This window comes from Paenibacillus sp. H1-7, assembly GCF_022354825.1.
Classification (GTDB): domain Bacteria; phylum Bacillota; class Bacilli; order Paenibacillales; family NBRC-103111; genus Paenibacillus_S.
Window position 1 is genome coordinate 869164 of record NZ_CP031168.1, and the last position, 20407, is coordinate 889570.

Annotated in this window: 18 protein-coding genes and 1 pseudogene; 10 read left to right on the forward strand and 9 right to left on the reverse strand. The window is 52.2% G+C overall.

Annotation, left to right across the window (positions count from 1 at the left end; genetic code table 11):
- The first annotated feature begins 148 nt into the window (after positions 1-148).
- The 3 genes and pseudogenes from DVH26_RS04130 to DVH26_RS04140 all read left to right on the forward strand — a co-directional run bounded on the left by DVH26_RS04130 (position 149) and on the right by DVH26_RS04140 (position 3156).
- The gene (locus DVH26_RS04130) at positions 149-1006 is read left to right on the forward strand and encodes a sugar phosphate isomerase/epimerase family protein (RefSeq protein ID WP_239631388.1); all 858 of its coding nucleotides are present in this window, start codon (positions 149-151) and stop codon (positions 1004-1006) included.
- A gap of 545 nt (positions 1007-1551) precedes the next feature.
- Positions 1552-2774: pseudogene (locus DVH26_RS04135) on the forward strand (MFS transporter).
- A gap of 160 nt (positions 2775-2934) precedes the next feature.
- Entirely contained in the window at positions 2935-3156 is a 222-nt protein-coding gene (locus DVH26_RS04140) for a DUF2905 domain-containing protein (protein WP_239631391.1), read from the forward strand.
- Between the two features lie 336 nt (positions 3157-3492).
- Here the strand turns inward: DVH26_RS04140 and DVH26_RS37205 are convergent, their stop codons facing one another.
- Both DVH26_RS37205 and DVH26_RS04145 read right to left on the reverse strand, forming a co-directional pair.
- Entirely contained in the window at positions 3493-3738 is a 246-nt protein-coding gene (locus DVH26_RS37205) for a type II toxin-antitoxin system HicA family toxin (RefSeq protein ID WP_481857573.1), read from the reverse strand.
- Positions 3739-3855: 117 nt separating this feature from the next.
- Entirely contained in the window at positions 3856-4311 is a 456-nt protein-coding gene (locus tag DVH26_RS04145) for a RidA family protein (RefSeq protein WP_239631394.1), read from the reverse strand.
- A 174-nt stretch (positions 4312-4485) separates the two neighbouring features.
- On the opposite strand from DVH26_RS04145, the gene DVH26_RS04150 reads away from it, so the two are divergent.
- Complete coding sequence (locus DVH26_RS04150) at positions 4486-5721, forward strand: DUF3048 domain-containing protein (RefSeq protein ID WP_239631397.1); 1236 nt, start codon at positions 4486-4488, stop codon at positions 5719-5721.
- 224 nt (positions 5722-5945) lie between these two features.
- Here DVH26_RS04150 and DVH26_RS04155 read toward each other — a convergent pair whose 3' ends face one another.
- Positions 5946-6281, reverse strand: coding sequence for a DUF1516 family protein (locus DVH26_RS04155; protein WP_239631400.1), 336 nt, complete (start codon positions 6279-6281; stop codon positions 5946-5948).
- A gap of 161 nt (positions 6282-6442) precedes the next feature.
- Between DVH26_RS04155 and DVH26_RS04160 the strand changes: the two genes are divergently transcribed.
- Together DVH26_RS04160 and DVH26_RS04165 are read left to right on the forward strand one after the other, a co-directional pair.
- Entirely contained in the window at positions 6443-6994 is a 552-nt protein-coding gene (locus DVH26_RS04160; RefSeq protein ID WP_239631403.1) for a PadR family transcriptional regulator, read from the forward strand.
- A 99-nt stretch (positions 6995-7093) separates the two neighbouring features.
- Positions 7094-8380 (forward strand): Gfo/Idh/MocA family protein, encoded by a 1287-nt coding sequence (locus tag DVH26_RS04165; protein ID WP_239631406.1) that lies wholly within the window; start codon positions 7094-7096, stop codon positions 8378-8380.
- 330 nt (positions 8381-8710) lie between these two features.
- On the opposite strand, the gene DVH26_RS04170 is transcribed toward DVH26_RS04165, so the two are convergent.
- Positions 8711-9286 (reverse strand): hypothetical protein, encoded by a 576-nt coding sequence (locus DVH26_RS04170; RefSeq protein ID WP_239631408.1) that lies wholly within the window; start codon positions 9284-9286, stop codon positions 8711-8713.
- Positions 9287-9567: 281 nt separating this feature from the next.
- Between DVH26_RS04170 and DVH26_RS04175 the strand changes: the two genes are divergently transcribed.
- Positions 9568-11733 (forward strand): sensor histidine kinase, encoded by a 2166-nt coding sequence (locus DVH26_RS04175; protein WP_239631411.1) that lies wholly within the window; start codon positions 9568-9570, stop codon positions 11731-11733.
- Between the two features lie 58 nt (positions 11734-11791).
- Entirely contained in the window at positions 11792-12430 is a 639-nt protein-coding gene (locus DVH26_RS04180; protein WP_239631413.1) for a response regulator transcription factor, read from the forward strand.
- Positions 12431-12894: 464 nt separating this feature from the next.
- Here DVH26_RS04180 and DVH26_RS04185 read toward each other — a convergent pair whose 3' ends face one another.
- From DVH26_RS04185 to DVH26_RS04195, 3 genes are read right to left on the reverse strand one after another with little or no spacing between them, the layout of a single operon-like run.
- The gene (locus tag DVH26_RS04185) at positions 12895-13218 is read right to left on the reverse strand and encodes a YciI family protein (protein ID WP_239631416.1); all 324 of its coding nucleotides are present in this window, start codon (positions 13216-13218) and stop codon (positions 12895-12897) included.
- 47 nt (positions 13219-13265) lie between these two features.
- Positions 13266-14657, reverse strand: coding sequence for a sensor histidine kinase (locus DVH26_RS04190; protein WP_239631418.1), 1392 nt, complete (start codon positions 14655-14657; stop codon positions 13266-13268).
- Positions 14654-15361 carry a response regulator transcription factor gene (locus DVH26_RS04195; protein WP_239631421.1) on the reverse strand — a complete coding sequence of 236 codons (708 nt, stop codon included), beginning with the start codon at positions 15359-15361 and terminating at the stop codon, positions 14654-14656. The genes DVH26_RS04190 and DVH26_RS04195 overlap by 4 nt, the downstream gene beginning before the upstream one ends.
- Positions 15362-15691: 330 nt before the next feature.
- On the opposite strand from DVH26_RS04195, the gene DVH26_RS04200 reads away from it, so the two are divergent.
- Positions 15692-16573 (forward strand): glycoside hydrolase family 43 protein, encoded by an 882-nt coding sequence (locus DVH26_RS04200; RefSeq protein ID WP_239631423.1) that lies wholly within the window; start codon positions 15692-15694, stop codon positions 16571-16573.
- Here DVH26_RS04200 and DVH26_RS04205 read toward each other — a convergent pair.
- Both DVH26_RS04205 and DVH26_RS04210 read right to left on the reverse strand, forming a co-directional pair.
- Entirely contained in the window at positions 16570-17499 is a 930-nt protein-coding gene (locus DVH26_RS04205) for a response regulator (protein ID WP_239631426.1), read from the reverse strand. The genes DVH26_RS04200 and DVH26_RS04205 overlap by 4 nt on opposite strands.
- A gap of 6 nt (positions 17500-17505) precedes the next feature.
- A complete protein-coding gene (locus tag DVH26_RS04210) occupies positions 17506-18786 on the reverse strand; it encodes a sensor histidine kinase (RefSeq protein ID WP_239631429.1) in 1281 nt (426 codons plus the stop codon).
- A 255-nt stretch (positions 18787-19041) separates the two neighbouring features.
- On the opposite strand from DVH26_RS04210, the gene DVH26_RS04215 reads away from it, so the two are divergent.
- Positions 19042-20334, forward strand: a complete 1293-nt coding sequence (locus tag DVH26_RS04215; protein WP_239631432.1) for a cation:dicarboxylate symporter family transporter — start codon at positions 19042-19044, stop codon at positions 20332-20334.
- The last annotated feature ends 73 nt before the right edge of the window (positions 20335-20407 follow it).

Genomic DNA, 20407 nt, shown 5'->3' on the forward strand with positions numbered 1-20407 from the left:
GCTCTAGAAAATGAAAGAAAGTTATCTGAATTTTTAAAATGTTCACGTTAACATAGATAAAAAGGACGGAGCCTGTTATAATTTCATTAGGCTAAACCGCTTCTCCAATAGGGTAGCACAAACTTATAAACAAGCTGGAGGTTAAGTGATGAAACTGTCCGTATTTACTGTCGTTACGCCGGATTTGACACCGGAAGAGCTTGCCGTCGCCGCTAAAGAGGCAGGGATTGAAGGCATTGAATGGCGTTTTAAAGAAGTACCGGAGGAATTCAAAAACGAGAAGCCGTCGTTCTGGCGCAACAATCTGTGCTCGATCGATCCTGCAGCAACCGATGAAGAGCTGGAGCGCTTCGCCAAAGCAGCCCGCGATAACGGTCTGCAAACGATCAGCGTGACGCCTTATGTTAAGGCAGGGGATATCGAAGCTACGGAGCGGGTGCTTGAAGTAGCCCAAAAGCTGGGAGCGCAAGTGATCCGTGTCGGCGTGCCGGTATATGACCGTTCCACGCATTATAACGAGCTGTTCGAGCAAGAAGTCCGCTATTTGCAAGCCGTAGAGCCATTGGCGAAAAAATATGGCGTCAAATGCCTCGTAGAAACGCATCACAACACGATCATCGCCAGCGCTTCCGCGGCGCTTCGACTGGTAAGCCAGTTCGATCCGAAGCACATCGGCGTGCTGTTCGATCCGGGCAACATGGTGCACGAAGGCTACGAAAACTTCCGTATGGGCTTGGAAATGCTGGGACCTTACCTTGCACATGTTCATATTAAAAATACCGGCTGGAAAAAAACAGATGTCCGCGAAGACGGCTCGCAAGCATGGACTTCCTACTGGGAGCCAAACCTGGGCGGCATCGTAAACTGGAAGCAAGTGCTGTCCGACCTGAAGGCTATCGGCTACGACGGCTATTTGGGAGTGGAGGATTTCAGCGGCAAGTACGGCTCCAAGGAGCTGCTGAAGCAATACGGCGAGGAAGTCCGCGCTATTTTGGCAGAAATTTAATCCGTTAGGCTGCGCATTTACTGCGGAGGCTCTGGCATGACTAAACCCGTTCATCGGTTCACACCGGTGGCGGGTTTTTTGATTTGTTGCGGAAGGGATCGGTAGAGCTAGGAGAAAAATAGTTTCAGACACTCTTTACAACGTAACAGTGTTATGTTACATTACTGGATGAAGATGCTTATGCTTATAAACGGAATGATGGTACGGCTGGATGAGGCTTGGATTCATTCCGGCCGCAATATACAGCCAATCGGCTGTCGGCTTATAAGCATCGTATGCATTTTAATTCCGAAATAGTTCAATAAAACAAAAATCGAGACATCAAATCGTCTGGTTAACGTAACAATGTTTTGTTTAGTTGAGCTTCTATACGGAACAAACTTGTGACTAGGCCTCCGTCTCCGTTCCCACTCTTCTCATTAGAGGCAGGATGCGAAGCGGAATACGGAAGGCGGGCCGCCGTAGTTCATTAAACAGGAGGTTGAGTAATTTTGGATACACCATTGGCAAATGACAAAGCTCCCGGTCTGCTGCGTAATCGTTTCATGCAGGTGATTTTGTTATCCAATTTGCTGCTGCAGCTTGGGATTTGGGTGAGGAATTTCGCCATTCTCCTCTATGTTGCCGATACTACGAACAACGATCCGTCAGCCATTTCGTTGATCAGTGTAGCGGAATTCGCGCCCATCTTCGTCTTTTCATTCATTGGAGGCACGTTCGCCGATCGCTGGCTGCCGAAACGGACGATGATTTGGTGCGATTTCCTATCCGCCGTATCGGTGTTCGCCGTGCTGCTGACCATTCATTTCGGTTCCTGGCAGTCCGTTTACTTTGTCACCTTCATTTCGGCTGTTCTTTCGCAATTCTCGCAGCCTTCGGCGCTCGCTTGTTCAAGCAGCATGTGCCGGAAGAGCAGCTGCAGCAGGCGATGGCCTTGTTCCAGACGTTAGTAGCGATGTTCATGGTACTCGGACCGATGCTCGGAACCTTCACTTACAGCACGTTTGGTCTAGAAACGTCCATCGCGGTAATGGGAGTCATCTTTCTGCTTTCTGCACTCGTCTTGTTTCTATTGCCCAAAGATATGCAGCAATCGCAGACAGGTGGCGTGAACGGGGAATTCCACCAGCAATTCATGGAGGGCTTTCGTTATGTATGGCGGAGTCCAGTGCTGCGGATGCTTGGAGCCGCATTTATTGTCGCCGGTCTCGGCGTAGGCATTTCCCAAACGCTTAATTTGTTCGTTGTCACGGAGCGGCTTGGCAGAAATGAGGAATTTCTTCAATACCTGCTGATGGTGAACGGGGCCGCCATGCTGGTCGGAGGAGGGGCCGTGGCCGTTTTCGCCAAGCGCGTCACGCCGCAGCTCCTGCTTGCCATAGGCATGCTGGTCAGCGCCGTCTGCACTGTCTTTATAGGGTATTCGACCAGCGTTCCGCTGACACTATTCGTGCAATTTTTGAGCGGACTCGCGTTCCCGTGTATTCATACCGGAATCAGCACAATGATTATGAAATGGTCGGATTCCTCCATAGTCGGCAGGGTGAACGGAGTGCTGAATCCGCTGTTCATCGGCATGATGGTCGTGTCCATGTCATTAGCCGGCGCATTGAAGGATATGTTCTCGCTTGTTTCGATCTTTATAGGTGCTGGAGTGCTGTACCTTATTGGCGCCTTGGCTATGGTGCCGATCATGAATCAACAAAAGCCGGAAAATGCGCAGGCCGCCCCGCCAGCCGCCGCCGTATTGGATATGGATAGAAGATGAACAGCTTAAGTCTTGCAATAGTGCGTTATAAAGCAAACACGGCTTCCGATCCAGGTCGGCAGACGTGTTTTTTTTTTTCAAAAATTACAGACCCTTTATTTTTTTCTCGATTGAGGAGACAATAGATATAAGAGGAAATCGGAGTGAAGGAGAGTGCTTCATGAATCCTGTAGCCAAAATGCTCATTATCGGAGGTATCGTGCTGATCGTGATCGGGCTGTTATGGGCGGTCGGGAGCAAATTTTTGCCGCTGGGCCGTCTGCCCGGAGATATCGTGGTGGAGAAGGAGAACTTCAAGTTCTACTTTCCTATCGTCACTTGCATTGCCGTAAGTGCAGGCTTGTCGCTCATTATGTATTTGATCCGGCTGTTCACCAAGTAATATTGATGGTCCGGAGCAGGCGACCCATAACGAACTGCATCACGAAGTTCTAAACTGTTGGCATCCCTCTGACAAACTTATAACAAAAACATGGGGGGAGGTGTATCTTTTTATTTTGTGAGGAGCCTCATCATAACATATCGCATTATTCGACAAGATTGAGACCAAGCTCCTCGCCAGCAGAGAGTCGAAAGGTATGCTCAAATACATCCTCCTCAAAACGGTCATTATAATGGCCAATGGGATGAAATCTACTCTCGAACGAACATGTAATGATTAGGACTTGAAATAAAAAAAGCAAAGTCCTATAAGAACTTCGCTTTTAGTTAATTCCTATCATCTTCTACGGTTATATTCGTCTCGGTCTATTCCAAGTTGTTTTTTGATGATTCTATCCAACAAACCTTTGCCGAGTTCGCCCGTCCCCTTGGAAACCGCAGTTCTTCGAATGGTACCGTCTGGCTCTGTCTTCTCATAAATTTTGTCTCGACCTGTGTCACGAACAAGAGTCCAACCTTTTTTATTTAACCATCGTTCGTGGTCTTTCCAACGTCCGATGTACATAGTGTACGGAATGTACATTCTTAATATCTTATTTGTTTCCTTAAACGAATATGATTAAACATACGGAAGGGTGGGGAAGTAGTACTCGATTCGACACCCATTGTTAGCCGGGACAGATGACCCGGCCTCTTTGCGCTATCCGATTTCAAATATGGAATCGACGATGATCGGCAAATTGTCGCGCAGCGAATTGGCGCCGAGCACGGAACGGGCGTGCAAGCCTTGGTCGCCGAATACCTCCAGCATCAAATCCGAAAAGCCGTTCAGCACTTTATGGTGCTCCTCGAACTGAGGGTCGGAGTTAACGAAGCCCTGCACCTTGACGACACTCTTCACCAGGTCCAGCGAACCGAGCGCGGATTGCACGACGGCGAGCACTTCAAGGCCGGTCTGGCGGGCGAAACGGTAGCCTTCTTCCGTAGTAAACTGCTGCCCCAGCTTTCCTCTCGGCTTTCCGGCCGGGCCCTTGCCCGATACATACAGCAGGCCGTTCACCTTAACGAAGTTGGCGTATTTGGCTGCGGGCTCACTGGCTTCCGGAAGAATAATACCCAAAGCTTGCAAACGTTGAGTAGCGGTTTCGGCGGACATAGGTCTGAACCTCCTCCAAATGGTCCTTGCCAAAAGCAAGGGGATAGCGTTACAATTTGGAAAAATTATACTCCCATGTCTGTAACGGGTCAACGTTTTCTCTGCATCGGATTCTATTTTTGCGATTAGTAGAATATAGATTAGTAGACAACGGTTAACAGAGGTGAGTTCATAATGACATTCCAATATAGTAATAGCAATAACAACAGTAATAGAAACAGCAAAAGCGAAAGAGGAAGCAATAACGAAAGCAAAAGCGGAAGTAATAGCGAAAGCAAAAGCGCAAGCAAAAGCGGAAGTAATAGCGAAAGCAAAAGCGGTAGCGCCGCTTCGTGGCGCAGCAGACTGCGGCGCGGCGGCTTGCTCGCGCTCGCGGGAGGCCTGCTGGCTGTCGCAGCAGCAGGCTGCAACGGCAACGACGCCGCTCCGTCCGGCGTCGGCGACAATGGCTCCGCCGCCACCGTGGCCCAGCCCGCAGGCGGCGGCGAGCCGAACCGCCCGGCCGCTGCCCAGCAGGCGGCCGCGTACCGCTTCCCGCTGACCGGCGCGGTCAGCGGAGAGCCTGTCCATGACCGTCCGGTGACGGTCATGGTGGAGAATGCGCCGCAGGCCCGGCCGCAGAGCGGACTCGATCAGGCCGATCTCGTCTACGAGATATTGGCCGAGGGCGAGATCACGCGCTTTGTGGCCGTGTACCAGGCCCAGGCGCCCAAAGTGATCGGGCCGGTGCGCAGCATCCGGCCGTACTTCGTCAAGCTCGGCGAGGCACTGGACGCCGTGATCGTGCATGCGGGCTGGAGCCAGGATGCAATGGATCTCATCGCCGCCCACAAGCTGGAGCATCTCGATGAGGTGTACGGCGACGGCGCTTATTATTGGCGGGCAAGCGACCGCAAAATGCCGCACAACCTGTACACGAGCATCGAGAAAATACGGCAGGGCGCCGAGAAGAAAAAGTTCCGCACCGAATGGAACCTGCAGGAGGCCCGGTTTGCTTTTGCCGCGGATCAACCGCCGCTTACGGACGGCAAGCCGGTGACGAAAGCAACCGTTAATTATATTCGCGGCTATAACGTAACCTACCAATACAACCCGAACAGCGGGTTATACGACCGGTTTATGGCAGGGAAGCCCCATGTCGATAAGGAGACAGGCAAGCAGCTGACGGCCGCCAATATTCTCGTCTGCGAGAGCAAGCATCAAGTGCTGGACAGCGAAGGAAGGCGAGATGTCGATGTGGACGGACCCGGCAAAGGGTATTTGCTGCAGGGAGGACGCATGAAGGAAGTGACTTGGGAGCAGAAAAACGGCATGATCCGGGCATTCTCGGACGGCAGGGAGCTGGCGATGGTCCCCGGGCAAACGTGGATCCAGATCGTTCCCGAAGGCTGGGGAATCGACGCACAGTAGCGGGAGGCCGCAGGTCTCTGCGCCGATAGGTTCACCCTATGGAGTGAAGAGACGCTTCAGCCCTTGACCGGAAAAGGTATGGGCGGCTACCGTGGCAATCGGTGCCCATTTGAGAAAAGACAAAAGGATCCAAGGCGCGTTTCAGGAAGAAGCGCGGTCCGGATCCTTTTTTACTGCGTCTTATAAGCTTAAGGTTTGATTGCGATGGGCTAGGGCAAGCTTCGTTAGAAGCTGATAACCCCGTAGCCTATCAGCACGATGATGATCAAAACGATAATGAAGCCAATCCACATCGGAGCTGTCGGCTGCTTTCTGCGGCGGCGGGCAACGATCATCTCCATTAACCCTATCAGGATGATCGCCAACACCCCTTTGAGAATAAACAGAAGCGGGAAGCCGAGAATGGCCAGCATGCCGATACCCGAGACGAGCATGATCAGGTAAAACAGTCTTTGGATCATCAAGGTAACTTTTTGATTTGAGAAAATGACACTGAGGACGAACAAAATGACCGTCAACAGCCACGAACCGGCGTGGGACTGATAAAAAATGTTAAACATTTCAGAACCTCCTGTGATAAGCTGTATACGTAAACGTATGTGCGTTTGCACATAATATCATCCTGATTATATAGCTCGCGGCAGGCAAAAGCAATGCTTGGCCCTATTTGCAACAATTTGTTCATATAACATTCGAAGCGTGGGAAAGGAACCTTACTACTATGTCACTGCGATACGCTCTGCTTGGACTGTTAGCCAAAAAATCATCTACCGGCTATGAGCTGCACCAGCAGTTCAAAGAAAAGCTGGTCTATTTCTGGAATGTTCACCACACCCAAATTTACCGGGAGCTTAACAAAATGGAGAAGGACGAGCTGGTCACGTCCGAAACGATACAGCAAGAGACCCACCCGGACAAAAAAATATATACGCTGACACCCGGAGGCACGAAAGATTTGATTCATTGGCTCATGCAGTCATCGATTCCCTCGGCTCATATAAAGGATGAATTTCTTGTGCGCGTGGCGGGCTTCCCGCTGATATCGGCCGATGAAGCCATCAGGCTGTTGGAGCAGGTAAAACGCCGCGAGCAGCGTCATTACGATATGACCCGGAAATGGAGAGAGGCCCATTTTCCAAAAGAGGGACCGCCCCCTTACGAGCTGATCGGCGAATATATGACTTCCGAATACGGGCTGATCTATTCCCGAAGCTATATCGAGTGGTGCGATTGGGCGATCTCGGTGATGGAGACGATACGAGCTAAAGGTTGATTGAAAATTTCAAAATTTTTGATTGAAACGATCATAAATCCGAGTTATCATGTCCTCGTAACCGATGTTTTCCATAATTTTATTGAGGAGAGGATTCGGATGGTTCATGCAAACTCAATGGAGCAGCCGCTCACGGCGGTACTGATCGGAGCAGGGCAGCGATGTATGATCTATGCCTCATACGCCGAGAAGCACCCGGAGCGGCTGCGCATTACAGGCGTTGTAGAACCGGACGCGGAGCGAAGACAGCTGGCTGCCGCCCGGTTTCACATCGGTCCGGACCGGTGCTTCGAGTCGGTGGAACAATTGATTGCGCTTCCGCGATGTGCCGACGCCGCTATTAACGGAACGATGGATGAGCAGCATGTACCGACCACGCTTCCGCTGCTTGAGGCGGGCTATGATGTGCTGCTGGAGAAGCCGGCGGGCGTTACGGAGGAGGAAGTGCTGGAGCTGCAGCGTGCAGCCGATGTTCACGGCCGGACCGTGATGATCTGTCACGTCCTTAGATATGCGCCGTTCTACACGGCGATCCGCGAACGCATCGCTGCAGGAGAAATAGGCGAAATCGTCAGCATCCAGACATCCGAGCATGTGAGCTACCACCATATGGCCGTTTCGTTCATTCGCGGCAAATGGGGCTCCCAGGAAAAATGCAAGTCTTCGATGCTGATGGCCAAGTGCTGCCACGATCTCGATCTCATTACATGGCTGAACGAGGATGCCCGTCCCGTCAAAGTGAGCAGCTTCGGAAGCCTCTCGCATTTCCGCCCGGACCAAGCTCCGGAGGGAGCGGGGACCCGCTGCTTGACGGATTGCAGCATCGAGGCATCCTGTCCTTATTCGGCCAAGAAAAACTATATCGAACAGGGACGATGGGGCTTCTACGTATGGAACAACCACCATCTGGGCGCCAAATTAAGCCTGGAAGACAAGCTTGAAGCCTTACGCACGGACAATCCGTACGGACGCTGCGTATGGCATTGCGACAACGATGTGGTTGACCGCCAATCGGTCATTATCGAGTTCGACAACGGCAGCACGGCATCCCACAACATGATAGGAGCCACTTCGAAGCCTTGCCGGAAGATTCATATTGTCGGGATCAAGGGCGAAATCGAAGGTGTAATGGAAGACGGCAGCTTCGTTGTCCGCCATCCCGATCCGAGACCGGGTCATGAATTTACGGAAGAGCTCGTGAAGATGGGGGTTAAGAACGACGGGCATGGAGGCGGAGATCTGCGTTTAGTGGAGGATTTCGTCAAAGCGCTTCGCGGCGATCAAACGTCCGCTATGTCGACGACGCTCGATAAATCCGTCTCGGGCCATCGTATCGGCTTTGCTGCCGAGCGCTCCCGGCTGAAAGGAACCGTCGAACTGCTGTAGCCGGCTGTTCCCGGTGTACATGGATAACTGCAATTATGGTTAGCTTTATTGCATCAAGCATTAATTATTACGACCCTTAACGCTTAACGCCGTTAAGGGTCTTTCCATTTTTGCCCGAACCGCACGGAAACTGAAAAAAAACGGGTGCTTATACAGCACCCGTTTCCGCGCTTTATTTTACCACAATAGAGTTTATAGAGGTTTTCTCACCACATAGGAAAGTTTAAGTTCGGTAAAGCGATAATGCATTACGAAGATCTTCCCTATTGGCGATAAAACTACCATTGAACGAGGTTGCTCATCCTTGAAATACTTCGATAGGAGGTTTTCTCACATTGCCTGAGATTTGGTCTCCTCGATGGCCGAACGGCGGTTCAGTTTATCCGCCCATATACAGTAGCCCATCCCGACATACGTCAATCCCCAGAAAAAGGCGAAGTATTTGTTATCCTCGACCGGCAAAATCATCGAGATCAGCATGAGCACGAGCAGTCCCGGGACCCAACGCGGATATACGCGAGCCCGGAAGGTCAAGAAGGTGAATACCAGCGTGCCTCCCGTCATTCCAATCAACGATACAAAACGGGAAACGGTGAACAGCAGGCTGTCGGGATTGATCAGCGGCTGCACCGAGGCGAAAGACGACCACAGCATCGCCGTCGTTATAATATTGCCGATCGTAATGGCGATGGCAGTAATAAACCCTGTCACTCCGGTTTCCTTCGCTTGTACGGTGAAGGTAACAAGGGTCGTAAACGACATCAAGATGCAGGCGATCAGGCCGCATAGAAGCTCCGGTGTGCTATCGCTTCCCCACAGGATAGAGCTTGGCGTCATCCCTATTCGTGTTACTCCCGCAATGATACATAGCATACCCAGCCACTTAGTAACTTGTTTTTCCGTCATTTCTTTTCACCCTCCATTGGTTTGCATGTTCTCTTGAATTCGATTATACGAGCAGGAGCATCATGGAAAACAGAGTAGGACCCTCACCTGTTATGGGAAGTCGAGCCGTGATCATTTCGGGAAGAAAGGAGGAAGGGGTCGGGAAATTCCGAACCAACCGTATTCAAGCTTGATGACGCCGATTATAATGAAGGAAAACGGGGAATTTTTCCTCGGTATCGGTTTTCTTTTGCAAAAGAAGCTAGCCAGGTACCATGCAAAATCAAGGAAGGCGGATCGCAATGACCCTAGAAACCAAGGGCCGTTTGACAAAAGAGACGGATCTATTACCGCGAAACCACGGATTGATCAGGCTGCTGAGGCTGGCTGTTGTCTTTTTCAGCGCCGTCACGGTGATTATGTATGCCGGAAGTATTCCCGGTTATTACAATGAGCTGGTGTCCCGCTGTATTGTTCAAGGCTGCGGGCTGTGGATTCCGTCTATGCCATTGTCCAATGCCATGAATATTGATCTGTCGCTCGAAACGTATGGCGTGCTGTTCGTGTTGATCGACAGTTTGTTTACATTGCTATTTTACGGGGCTGCCTTCGTAATCTTTTGGAAGGGCAAGCGAGAGCCTATGGGATTGCTCGCCGTTCTTGCCATGGTTGCCTTCGGGACGTCGTTCCCGTCACTCATATGGGTTGCTTCCCAGGAATCCATATGGCATCAAAACTGGTTTATGATCGTTGCAACACTGGGCTGGGTCAGCTTGTCGCTTTTGTTCTTACTGTTTCCGAACGGATCGTTCGTGCCCAAATGGACGGGCTTCGCTTTTATATTTATCGCCGCCTTCGATGCTACGAATTTGTTTTATGGCGGAAGCATATGGACGGCGCTGGATATTCCCCCATACTTTCAATTACTCTGGTATACATCCTCTACCTTGATTCTGATTTACTCGCAAGTATACCGTTTCCGCAAAGTATCGTCGCCGGCGCAGCGGCAGCAGACCAAGTGGGTCGTGTTCGGGGTGTCGGTAGGCGTGGTCGGATTTATCGTGCTGAGCATCATGTTCGATCCAAACCATAACGACGGTACCGCGCTGACCTATGTCTTTTTGAATGCACTGCTCAATATGTCCTTGACGGCCATTCCGTTAACGTTAACTTTGGCGGTTCTGAGGCACCGGCTGTGGGATATCGACCCGCTGGTCAAGCGGACGCTCGTTTATTTGGCGCTTTCCGTCAGTGTGATAGCTCTCTATACGTTTGCCGTTCTGTATTTAAGCCGTTTGTTCCAGACCAAAGATAACTTCGTCGTCTCGCTTCTTGCCACGGCTGTCGTAGCGGTAGCGTTTGCTCCGCTCAAGGAATGGCTGCAGCGCTTCGTCAACCGATTGATGAAGGGGCGCCATGACGACCCTTACGCCGTACTGCTCGAGCTGGGCAGTCAGCTCGTTCAGCCTTTGGCGCCGGATGCAATGCTCGATGCGGTGGCCAAAACGGTCAAGGATGCGCTGAGGCTGCCGTACACGGGTATAGCGATTGGCGTAGGCGGCCAGGATACGCTGGTTGCAGCGGCAGGAGAGCCTGTCAATGAAATCATGCCATTCTCCATTATTCATCGCGGCAAAGAAATTGGAACCTTGCATTTGGCCAGCCGGTCGCCGGGCGAAGCTTTCTCGTCGGAGGACCTCAAATTTCTGGATGTGCTGCTGCACCAGGCCGGTCCGATTGTGGAAAATGTCAATATGACGCTTGGTATGAAGCTGCTGGCGCAGGATTTGCAGGAGTCGCGCGAACAGCTTGTGCTGGCGCGGGAGGAGGAACGCCGGCAAATCCGCAAAAACTTGCACGACGGCCTCGCCCCGAAGCTTGCTGCGCTTGCCCTGAATGCCGCAACGGCACAAAAGTATGTTGAGAAGGAGCCGGAGACGGCCATAGAAATGCTTACGGACCTGCGCAAGGTGATCCGCTCGACGGTAGATGAGATCCGGACGATGGTCCACGATTTGCGTCCGCCTACCTTGGATGAGCTCGGATTGATCAATGCGATCCAGGAAAGGATCGAGGAATTGACGAAGCCGGCCCGTCTGTTGGCCGATCAGGGAACAGCTGCGCTGCATGTGAAGCTGCTCGCCCCGCAGCCGCTGCCCGAGCTTCCGGCCGCCGTCGAAGTAGCTGCTTACCGGATCGTGACGGAGTCGCTGGTCAACGTCATCAAGCATGCCGAGGCGACATCCTGCACGGTTCGGCTCGACATCACGCCGTCCAGCCAGCTGATCGCCGAAGTGACGGACAACGGGTCGGGGCTGCATCCCCGGCCCCATCTCCAGCAAGCTTCAAACAAGGGCGGCATCGGCCTTGTATCGATCAAGGAGCGGGCCGCCGAGCTTGGGGGGCAGTGCACGATCGAGCGGATGGAGCAGGGGGGGACGCGGGTTTTGGCCATTATACCGCTGTAACAAGATAACGACAGCAGAAGCTGCTGTAGCTGCAGGAAAAAGGAAAGGGGACATTCATTTGAACATATTAATAGCCGACGATCACCCTCTGTTCCGCAACGGGGTGCGGAATTTGCTCAAGACGACGGACGATCTTCACGTCGTGGGCGAAGCTTCTACGGGAGATGAAGCTTTGGAGCTGGCCGGAACGCTGCGTCCGGATTTGATTCTGATGGACATCCGGATGCCGGGGTTGAACGGGATTGAGGCCACCCGCCTGATCAAAGCGCAATATCCTCAGATCGAAGTGATCATTCTGACGATGTTCCGCGAGGACCAATCGGTGTTTACCGCCTTGCGGGCGGGCGCCAAAGGCTACGTGCTCAAGGATGCCGATGAAACGGAGCTGCTGCAGTCGATCCGGATGGTCGGCAGCGGCGGAGCGGTGTTCGGATCGGATATTGCTGAGCGGATGATGCACTACTTCTCCACGTCCAGAACGGTGATGGCCGATGACGATACCTTTTCCGAGCTAACGCGGAGGGAAATGGAAATATTGGAGCGGATCGCCGAAGGCGACAGCAACGCGCAAATCGCCGCCCGGCTGCATATTAGCGCCAAGACCGTAGCCAACTATGTATCGAATCTGTTGAACAAGCTTCAGGTGGAGGACCGCAATGCCGCCAAGCGGCTGCTGCAAAAATCGCGGGACGTGTAGAGAAGACTGTGCCTGAATGCTGTATGGCTTGTCGAAAGGCTGCGGGATTGAGAATACTGCAGATTTCGGAGGAGCTCCTTAGTGGTTGTTCGAATCCCTTGGTGCAAGGGTGCGGAAATAAGCAGCTCATGTGAGCGGATGCGATTCATCGGACAGGAAATCCGCTATTTCCTGGATTATTCCTGCGTTTGGAGTGCGATCGGACATAGAGGTCGTTATTTGCTTATTTACCGGTGAACACAGTGTGTTTTGGCTAAATAGAGGATCTGTAGTCCGATCACTCTGCAAATGGAGCGATGTTTGGTGAAATAACGGAACCACGGTCCGCATCGGATCCGCATGGATCTCATACGAACGCGGCAGGCGCGTTACTGAACCGGATTGGCTTGCTCGTGAGCCGATGCGATGACTTACAAAGCCGATATTCTCCAAAAGGGAATGATCGGCTTTATCATTAAAATAGGTTATTTCGGCAATGTTGCCAGCATGGGGTGAAATTCCGTTGTCATTATACCTGCAATAACAGCAGGGTCTTCAGCGATGAGCTGCGGGACTTGAGCCTCATTCTCAACTTCAATGATGGCAAGTCCATGCGGAGAGGCCGGATTTCGAACCGGTCCGAACACCAGAGCAATTCCCTGATTCTGCTTATCCGTCCAATAAGCGATGTGCTGCATCATGATGCTTCGTTCTTCATTGGTCATGTCCTGAGGAAAAGTTGTTCTTGGTGGTGTGGACCATAACATAAAGTGCATTTTTCCCGAAGGGTTAGAGATTCTTTCTGACACGGTGACTCCTCCATATTGTTAATTTGGTTTTTCCAACTTCACTTATTTCATAAATCCGACGGAGCCATCGAATCGAGATTGAGAGGAAGCCGCACCGTAACCTGGGTTCCTTCACCGGGAGTGCTTGTAATGCTGATCGTGCCCTTATGCGATTGCGCGATACGGCGAGCGATGGCGAGTCCGAGACCGCTGCCGCCCGAAGTGCGGCTTCGCGCCTGATCCACGCGGTAAAACCGGTCAAACAGACGCGGGATTTCCGATTTTTCGATGCCGATCCCCTGATCGATAACCTGCAGCTCCACAATTTCCGGATCGCGGGGATCGTGCTTAAGCGTAATGAGCACCGGCTTGTGGCTGTATTTGATGGCATTGTCCAGCAAGATGATGAGCAGCTGCTTTACTTTTTCCGGATCTCCGAACATCCGGTTGATCTCGAGCTGGTTGTCCAGCTGGATGTCCCGGTGAAACGTTCGCTTCAAGGAAGCGGCGGTTGTCCTGACGACGTCGCCAAGCTCGAAATGGATCCAGCCCTTGTTCGCCTCCGCCTCCAGATTGGCGACCGTGAGCAGGGACTGGGTCAAATTGCGAAGACGCGCCGCTTCGGATTGGATAGCCTCAATCGCCTCCTCGCGCAGAGCCGCATCGTTGCCTCCCCAACGCTGCAGCAAATTCGCATAGCTTTCGATCACGGTAAGCGGCGTTTTCAATTCATGGGAAGCGTCGGCAATGAACTGCTGCTGCCGGGTGAAGTTGTTCTCCAGCTTGCCGATCATTGTGTTGAACGTATGCGTCAGCCTCCACAGCTCGTCCTGATGTTTGGTAGGGGTGAGAACGAGCCGTTTGAAAATCCCGTTGCGCTCGATCGACTCCATAATTTGTACCAGCTCATGGATCGGACGGAGAATCACCTTAGCGAAATACATGCCTCCGATCACGGAAAGGAACGCGGCACAGGCGGTGGTGAACATCAGAACGGTTGTCAGGATCGTCAAATATTCGTTCAGCGTATCCAGCTTGCGGCCGATCTGCAGAACGCCGAGCGTTTCGTCCTCGGCGCCCATTACCGGCATTTGGATATACACGATGAGCGCCTCGCGCGTCCATAACGTTTTGGAGAAGGTGCGGGTATCGAATACGGCGGGCAAGCTGTCCAGCTGTCCGGTGGAGTCAAGCTGAACGATGATATTGGACTTCGTATCGATCAGCCTTATAATCTCTTGGGGCAGCAGGAGAGGGCGAAGCCAGCTATCCCGGCCCCATAGCTCGGGACGAACAATATTCGGCTGGGACACTATCGTTTGGGCTGCATTCCATAAGAGCGTAATCTCGCTCTTGGTCGTTATTTTTACAACCATGTAATAGGTCAAAATGTTAAATAAAAAGAGCACCATCAAGATGGAGGAGGCGATCAGAAGCGATATTTTGGTCCGCAGCCTCATGTCTTCTGTTCGCTATCCTTGACGAGGTAGCCGACTCCCCGGAGCGTGTGGATCAGCTTGCTGGAGAAGCCTTTATCCATCTTTTGCCGCAGGTTCCGGATGTAGACATCCACGACGTTCGTATCCCCAATGAAATCGTAGCCCCACACCTCGGAAACGATTTGCTCGCGGGAAAGCACTTCGCCCTGATGGCTGATCAAATAGAGCAGCAGATCGAACTCCTTCGGCGTGATGTCGATTTGCTGTCCTTCGCGCATCACTTGGCGGGTGCGAATGTTCATGGTCAAATCGTCGACGCGCACCTCTTCGTCCGACGAAGCGGCCACAGCTGCAGGCTGCTGGGCCATGCGCAGCAAATTGCGGATGCGTGCCAGCAGCTCCTCTATAGCAAAGGGCTTCGTAACGTAGTCGTTGGCTCCCAGATCGAGCCCGCTGACGCGGTCGGGCACGGCGTCTCGGGCCGTCAGCAGGATGACGGGCAGCATGATTCCGTGCTCACGCACCCGCCGCAGCACCTCCAGACCGCTCAATTCAGGGAGCATAATATCAAGCAGCATCAGATCCCATCCGCCGGCAATAGCCATTTCGAACGCTTCCCTGCCATTGCCTGCGTGCATTACGCCATATCCGTCATGCTCCAGCTCCAGCTGAAGAATACGTGCGATTTTGTCCTCGTCTTCCACTACAAAAATGGTGTGTTTCATGAAAACCCCCGGCTTATCATCGATAGCTTTAGTATGCGATGGCTGATCTGGAACTATGTGCCCTTAATGCCTTAACCGACCGTCCGGTTTGGTGCGACCCCAACGGCTGTAACAGAGCTTAGTCCAATTGTAATGAAATTGAAATCTGTTTTTCATCTGGGTTTAATGAAAGGTGCCTATAATAAACAGTGACCCCCTTTTCATATATATACATTTTAGACCCGAAACCACCGTTTGGTTTGCGGGTCTCTTTTTTTGCATCAGCTTCACTTCCGGTGGGGTTGTCAGTATAATCAGAGGGAAGAAAAGGAAAAGAAAGGGAGTACGCAGATGAAGACGCTGAACGATATCCATATTCGCGACCCGTTTATTGTTCCGGTTGAAATAGAGCGCAAATATTACTTATACGGGACGCCGGGGGCAACGGCCTGGTCGGGGCGGCCGGACGGCTTTGACGTCTATATTAGCGACGATTTAACGCAATGGGACGGACCTTATCCGGCTTTTCGCCCGGATACCGGCTTCTGGGCGGACCGCCATTATTGGGCGCCCGAGGTACACGAGTGGAGAGGGCGATACTATATGTTCGCCAGCTTCAAGTCGGAATCGCAATGCCGCGCAACGCAAATCTTGGTCTCGGACCGTCCTGCGGGCCCGTTCGAGCCGCATGGCGCCGGACCCGTGACGCCTCCCGAATGGGAGTGCCTGGACGGGACGCTGTACATAGATCGCGCCGGCGACCCATGGATCGTATTTTGCCGTGAGTGGCTGCAGGTGAAGGACGGGGAAATATGCGCTATGAGGCTATCCCCGGATTTGAAGGAGGCGGCGAGCGAGCCGTTTACGCTGTTCCGCGCTTCGCAAGCGCCATGGGTACGGCCGGCTAGGGGAGACGATACTTACGTGACGGACGGGCCTTATCTTTACACGTCCAAAACGGGCGATTTGCTGCTGCTGTGGTCGAGCTACGGGGAAGAAGGCTATGCCATGGGCATTGCAAGGTCGTTGAACGGCGACATTGAGGGGCCGTGGGTGCATGAGCAGGAGCCGGTGTACCGCAAGGATGGAGGCCACGGCATGCTGTTCCACGGGTTTCTTGGCGGCTTGCTCATGACGATTCATCAGCCTAATAAAAACCCGAACGAACGGCCGCATATTTTGGCTGTAGAGGATCGGGGAACGACGATAGCGATTGCCGCTCCCGCTGATTAGACTTGTCCCATCAGCCTTCTCGATTCCAGATACAGCACTTGAATGAATTTTTTCGCATTGATGCGAACGGCGCTAGGGGAAGCTTCCTCGTGGTCCTCGATGTCGCGCATTTTTTTGCGGATTTCGGCCAAATCGAAAAACTTCGTTGCATACTGCTCGAATTTCGGGTTGGCGTAATCGATCAGGCCGAGCGTCGCCAAATGAATCAGCGACTGGTTAATAGCCCGTCGCACCCTTTGCTCGGAGGCTTTGATCTCTTTCTTCAAGTCAGCGGAAGCCGCGGCGGGTCCCAGCTTGGCTGCGGCCGCCCGATGGAATATTTCATTGAGCGGCGGGAAGCCTTGCTCGAGCCCGTTCTGCTGCTCATATTGGTATACGGATTCGAGGATATCAAGCAAATCCTTGCTGCCGCTTTCGCCGATCATGCCAAGCTCGGACAGCAAATAATTGCCCGCGGTCGAAATATCGTTCTTCCGGGGCGCCGGCTCCTTGCCGCCGCCAGGCTGCGGCATGCCGATGGAATTCAATGTCTGCTGGATGTTGCGGATCGATCGCTGCAGCATCATCCGTTCGGCAACCTTTTGCATGACAGCAATGACCTCCAGCCGGTTGACCGGCTTCGTTATGTAGTATTCGATCCCGAGCGAGTACGCCTCGCCGATCATCTCTTTGGATTCGACCTGGGAAATCATGATGATTTTCCCGTCGAAAGAGGGAGCCACGGCACGCACCGTCTCGATGCCGTCCCGGACGGGCATCAGCAAGTCGATCAGCAAAATATCCACCTGCTTGACGGCAAGCAGTGTAGGATCCACCTTACTGCCGTCATCCGCTTCTCCCACGACCTCGCCTATATCCGCGTCTTCGATAATTTGACCGAGCATCGAGCGAACCGCCGGATCGTCATCCGTAATAAAGCATCGCATGGATCGTTAATCTGCCTCCTTGGTTAAACTATGTATTGGGATATGCAGCGTGAATATCGTCCCTCGATCATCCTCCCCTGTTCGCAAATCTATCGTTCCCCCGAGCTGTTCCACCGCTTCTTTTACATAATAGAGACCGATCCCTGTAGACGGGTTGCCGGATGCGTCATATTTGGTCGTATAGCCGGGCTTGAATACAAGCTCACGCGCTTTCATCGGAATCCCCGGACCGCTGTCCTCAATCCGGAAGCCTACCCCATCCTTGGCCGGATAAACAAACAAGTCGATTTGTCCGGCGGAATCAATGGCTTCGACCGCATTGGCTACCAGATTATTAAGCAGCGACAGTGTGGTGTAAACGTGACAAGGAGGATACCTTCCTTGCATATGAAGCCCAAACTGTATGTCTTTGCCAAGCGACCGCGCATATTTACGGTTCGTCGCCACAATCAGCTCCGCGAGAGCCTCCATCGGCATATAATCCGATAGCGTTTCATCCGTCATGAGATCGGACAATCCGGCGTAGATGCGCTGGTTGTCCTTTTTGATTTCGTGGACTTGTCCCGCGATGGAGAGCGCCTTTTGAGCATAGCTCCCATCGAGCGGAGGATGATGATTCTTTAACGATTGATACAGTTCATACGATTCCCGGGTAATCGATTCGGCGTTTTGCAGCGTTTTCTTCAGATGAATCGATTCCTCGTGCAGATGGGAAATAAGCAGAAGCATCTCTTCATTGCGCTGCCGCTGCAAGGCTTCGGAGGCCTGAGATTGGCGAAGCTCCAGCAGATTAATAAAGCCTACCACAACAAAGCTGCGAAAAAAAGCAATGATCAGGATCTGATTCAATATCGTCAGCGTAATCAGCCTGTCGGTCAGAGAGTAGCGGAAGAACAATTCCGTACACGAAGCGGCCATTTCCAGCACTACGCCGAGCAGTCCGACCTGGATAGGCCGGCTCTTGAATTTATGGATTTGCGTTAGCGCAAACGTGGCTGCATAGGCGACATAGTAGAAGAAAACAGGGCCGTGGTGCTGCAGCGAAGCGTACCAATCGAAGGATTCCTCCCACATCCAGTCGAGCGCAATTCGAAATACAACTACCGACAGGCCGGCCAGGAAGCCGGGGATCCATGGAGAAGGGCGGCGCATCCACAGCAAAAAGAAGAAGAAAACGGGCGGGCCGAGACTGAATCGGAAATCGTCGTAAAACGGGCGGAATTTCAACTCCCCTGCCAGCGGGATGACGATGATGATAAGAAGCAGAATGAACCGGTATTCTTTCAAAATGGATGCACCTCGCGTTTGACAATCTGTTGAGCAAAGGCCGTCTGCCGCCAACTTGTATTATCTCCATAATAGAACTTTCGCTATGTGTGACCCAAATCATTTACAAAAAGATAAAAGCGTTTTGTAGATTTTCGTAGAGTTTTGTAGGTCGCCATTTACAATGCTTTATACAAGTCATTCATCACTTATGCCGCTGGACATCCGGACCAAAAAGAAAGCGTTTTTACAAAATGAACCAAGGTGGGATGATACATGAAAAAGTTTGGACTCGCAATACAAATTGTTATCGGTCTTATTCTCGGTATTATAGTCGGCGCCATCTTTTATGGCAACCCGATGATCGGAACGTATTTGCAGCCGATCGGGGATATTTTCATCCGTTTGATCAAAATGATCGTAGTGCCTATCGTCATCGCTTCGCTGATCATTGGTGTCGCCGGGGTCGGGGACATCAAGAAGCTGGGCAAGCTGGGCGGCAAATCGATTTTGTATTTTGAGATTATTACAACCGTGGCTATTCTTCTCGGGCTCTTGGTCGCGAATATCGTTCACCCGGGCAAAGGTGTAGATATGACGCATCTGGTGAAATCGGACATCCAGCAATATGTCGATGCTGCCGATAAAGCTTCGCATTCCCACAGCTTTACCGACACGATCGTCAATATCGTTCCGAAAAATATTTTCGATGCATTCGCTAGAGGCGATATGCTCGCCGTGATTTTCTTCTCCGTCATGTTCGGCCTCGGGATTGCGGCCATCGGCGAGAAGGGCAAGCCTGTCCTGGCGTTTTTCCAAGGGACGGCGGACGCCATGTTCTGGGTTACGAATCAGATTATGAAATTCGCGCCGCTTGGCGTATTTGCTCTCATCGGGATTACGGTTTCGAAGTTTGGCGTAAGCTCCTTGATTCCGCTAGGAAAGCTGGTCGTTTCGGTGTACGGTGCCATGTTCGTGTTCGTGCTCGTCGTTCTCGGGTTCGTGGCCCGTATGTGTGGAACGCGTATCACGTCGATTATCTCGATTCTGAAGGATGAAATCATTCTTGCGTACTCCACAGCCAGCTCGGAGACGGTGCTGCCGAAAATTATGGAGAAAATGGAGAAGTTCGGCGTTCCTAAGGCGATTACTTCCTTTGTCATTCCTACGGGGTACTCGTTCAATCTGGACGGCTCCACGCTGTACCAGGCTATTGCGGCATTGTTCATCGCGCAAATGTACGGCATTGATATGCCGATCAGCGCTCAAATTACGCTTGTTCTCGTCTTGATGGTCACTTCGAAAGGTATCGCGGGCGTGCCTGGAGTATCGTTCGTCGTGCTGCTGGCGACACTCGGCTCCGTCGGGATTCCGGTGGAAGGTCTTGCCTTCATTGCCGGTATCGACCGCATTCTGGATATGGCGCGCACGGTGGTGAACGTCATCGGCAACTCTCTTGCTGCCGTTGTTATGGCGAAGTGGGAAGGCCAATACGATAAAAAAGAAGGCGAAGCCTACTTGCTTACGATCAAGCAAGCGAAGCAGGGTAGTAAAGTGGAAGCGGCGTAAAGCTTGCTGCATCCATCGGTTTGAGATTCATATTGAAAAAAAGCTGCCGGATCGATCCGCAGCTTTTTTTGTC

Excerpts from the sequence above, each read along its gene's own strand:
- DVH26_RS04130 (WP_239631388.1), top strand. The coding sequence starts at position 149 with ATGAAACTGTCCGTATTTACTGTCGTTACGCCGGATTTGACACCGGAA.
- DVH26_RS04140 (WP_239631391.1), top strand. The coding sequence starts at position 2,935 with ATGAATCCTGTAGCCAAAATGCTCATTATCGGAGGTATCGTGCTGATC.
- DVH26_RS37205 (WP_481857573.1), bottom strand. The coding sequence starts at position 3,738 with ATGTACATTCCGTACACTATGTACATCGGACGTTGGAAAGACCACGAA.
- DVH26_RS04145 (WP_239631394.1), bottom strand. The coding sequence starts at position 4,311 with ATGTCCGCCGAAACCGCTACTCAACGTTTGCAAGCTTTGGGTATTATT.
- DVH26_RS04150 (WP_239631397.1), top strand. The coding sequence starts at position 4,486 with ATGACATTCCAATATAGTAATAGCAATAACAACAGTAATAGAAACAGC.
- DVH26_RS04155 (WP_239631400.1), bottom strand. The coding sequence starts at position 6,281 with ATGTTTAACATTTTTTATCAGTCCCACGCCGGTTCGTGGCTGTTGACG.
- DVH26_RS04160 (WP_239631403.1), top strand. The coding sequence starts at position 6,443 with ATGTCACTGCGATACGCTCTGCTTGGACTGTTAGCCAAAAAATCATCT.
- DVH26_RS04165 (WP_239631406.1), top strand. The coding sequence starts at position 7,094 with ATGGTTCATGCAAACTCAATGGAGCAGCCGCTCACGGCGGTACTGATC.
- DVH26_RS04170 (WP_239631408.1), bottom strand. The coding sequence starts at position 9,286 with ATGACGGAAAAACAAGTTACTAAGTGGCTGGGTATGCTATGTATCATT.
- DVH26_RS04175 (WP_239631411.1), top strand. The coding sequence starts at position 9,568 with ATGACCCTAGAAACCAAGGGCCGTTTGACAAAAGAGACGGATCTATTA.
- DVH26_RS04190 (WP_239631418.1), bottom strand. The coding sequence starts at position 14,657 with ATGAGGCTGCGGACCAAAATATCGCTTCTGATCGCCTCCTCCATCTTG.
- DVH26_RS04195 (WP_239631421.1), bottom strand. The coding sequence starts at position 15,361 with ATGAAACACACCATTTTTGTAGTGGAAGACGAGGACAAAATCGCACGT.
- DVH26_RS04200 (WP_239631423.1), top strand. The coding sequence starts at position 15,692 with ATGAAGACGCTGAACGATATCCATATTCGCGACCCGTTTATTGTTCCG.
- DVH26_RS04205 (WP_239631426.1), bottom strand. The coding sequence starts at position 17,499 with ATGCGATGCTTTATTACGGATGACGATCCGGCGGTTCGCTCGATGCTC.
- DVH26_RS04215 (WP_239631432.1), top strand. The coding sequence starts at position 19,042 with ATGAAAAAGTTTGGACTCGCAATACAAATTGTTATCGGTCTTATTCTC.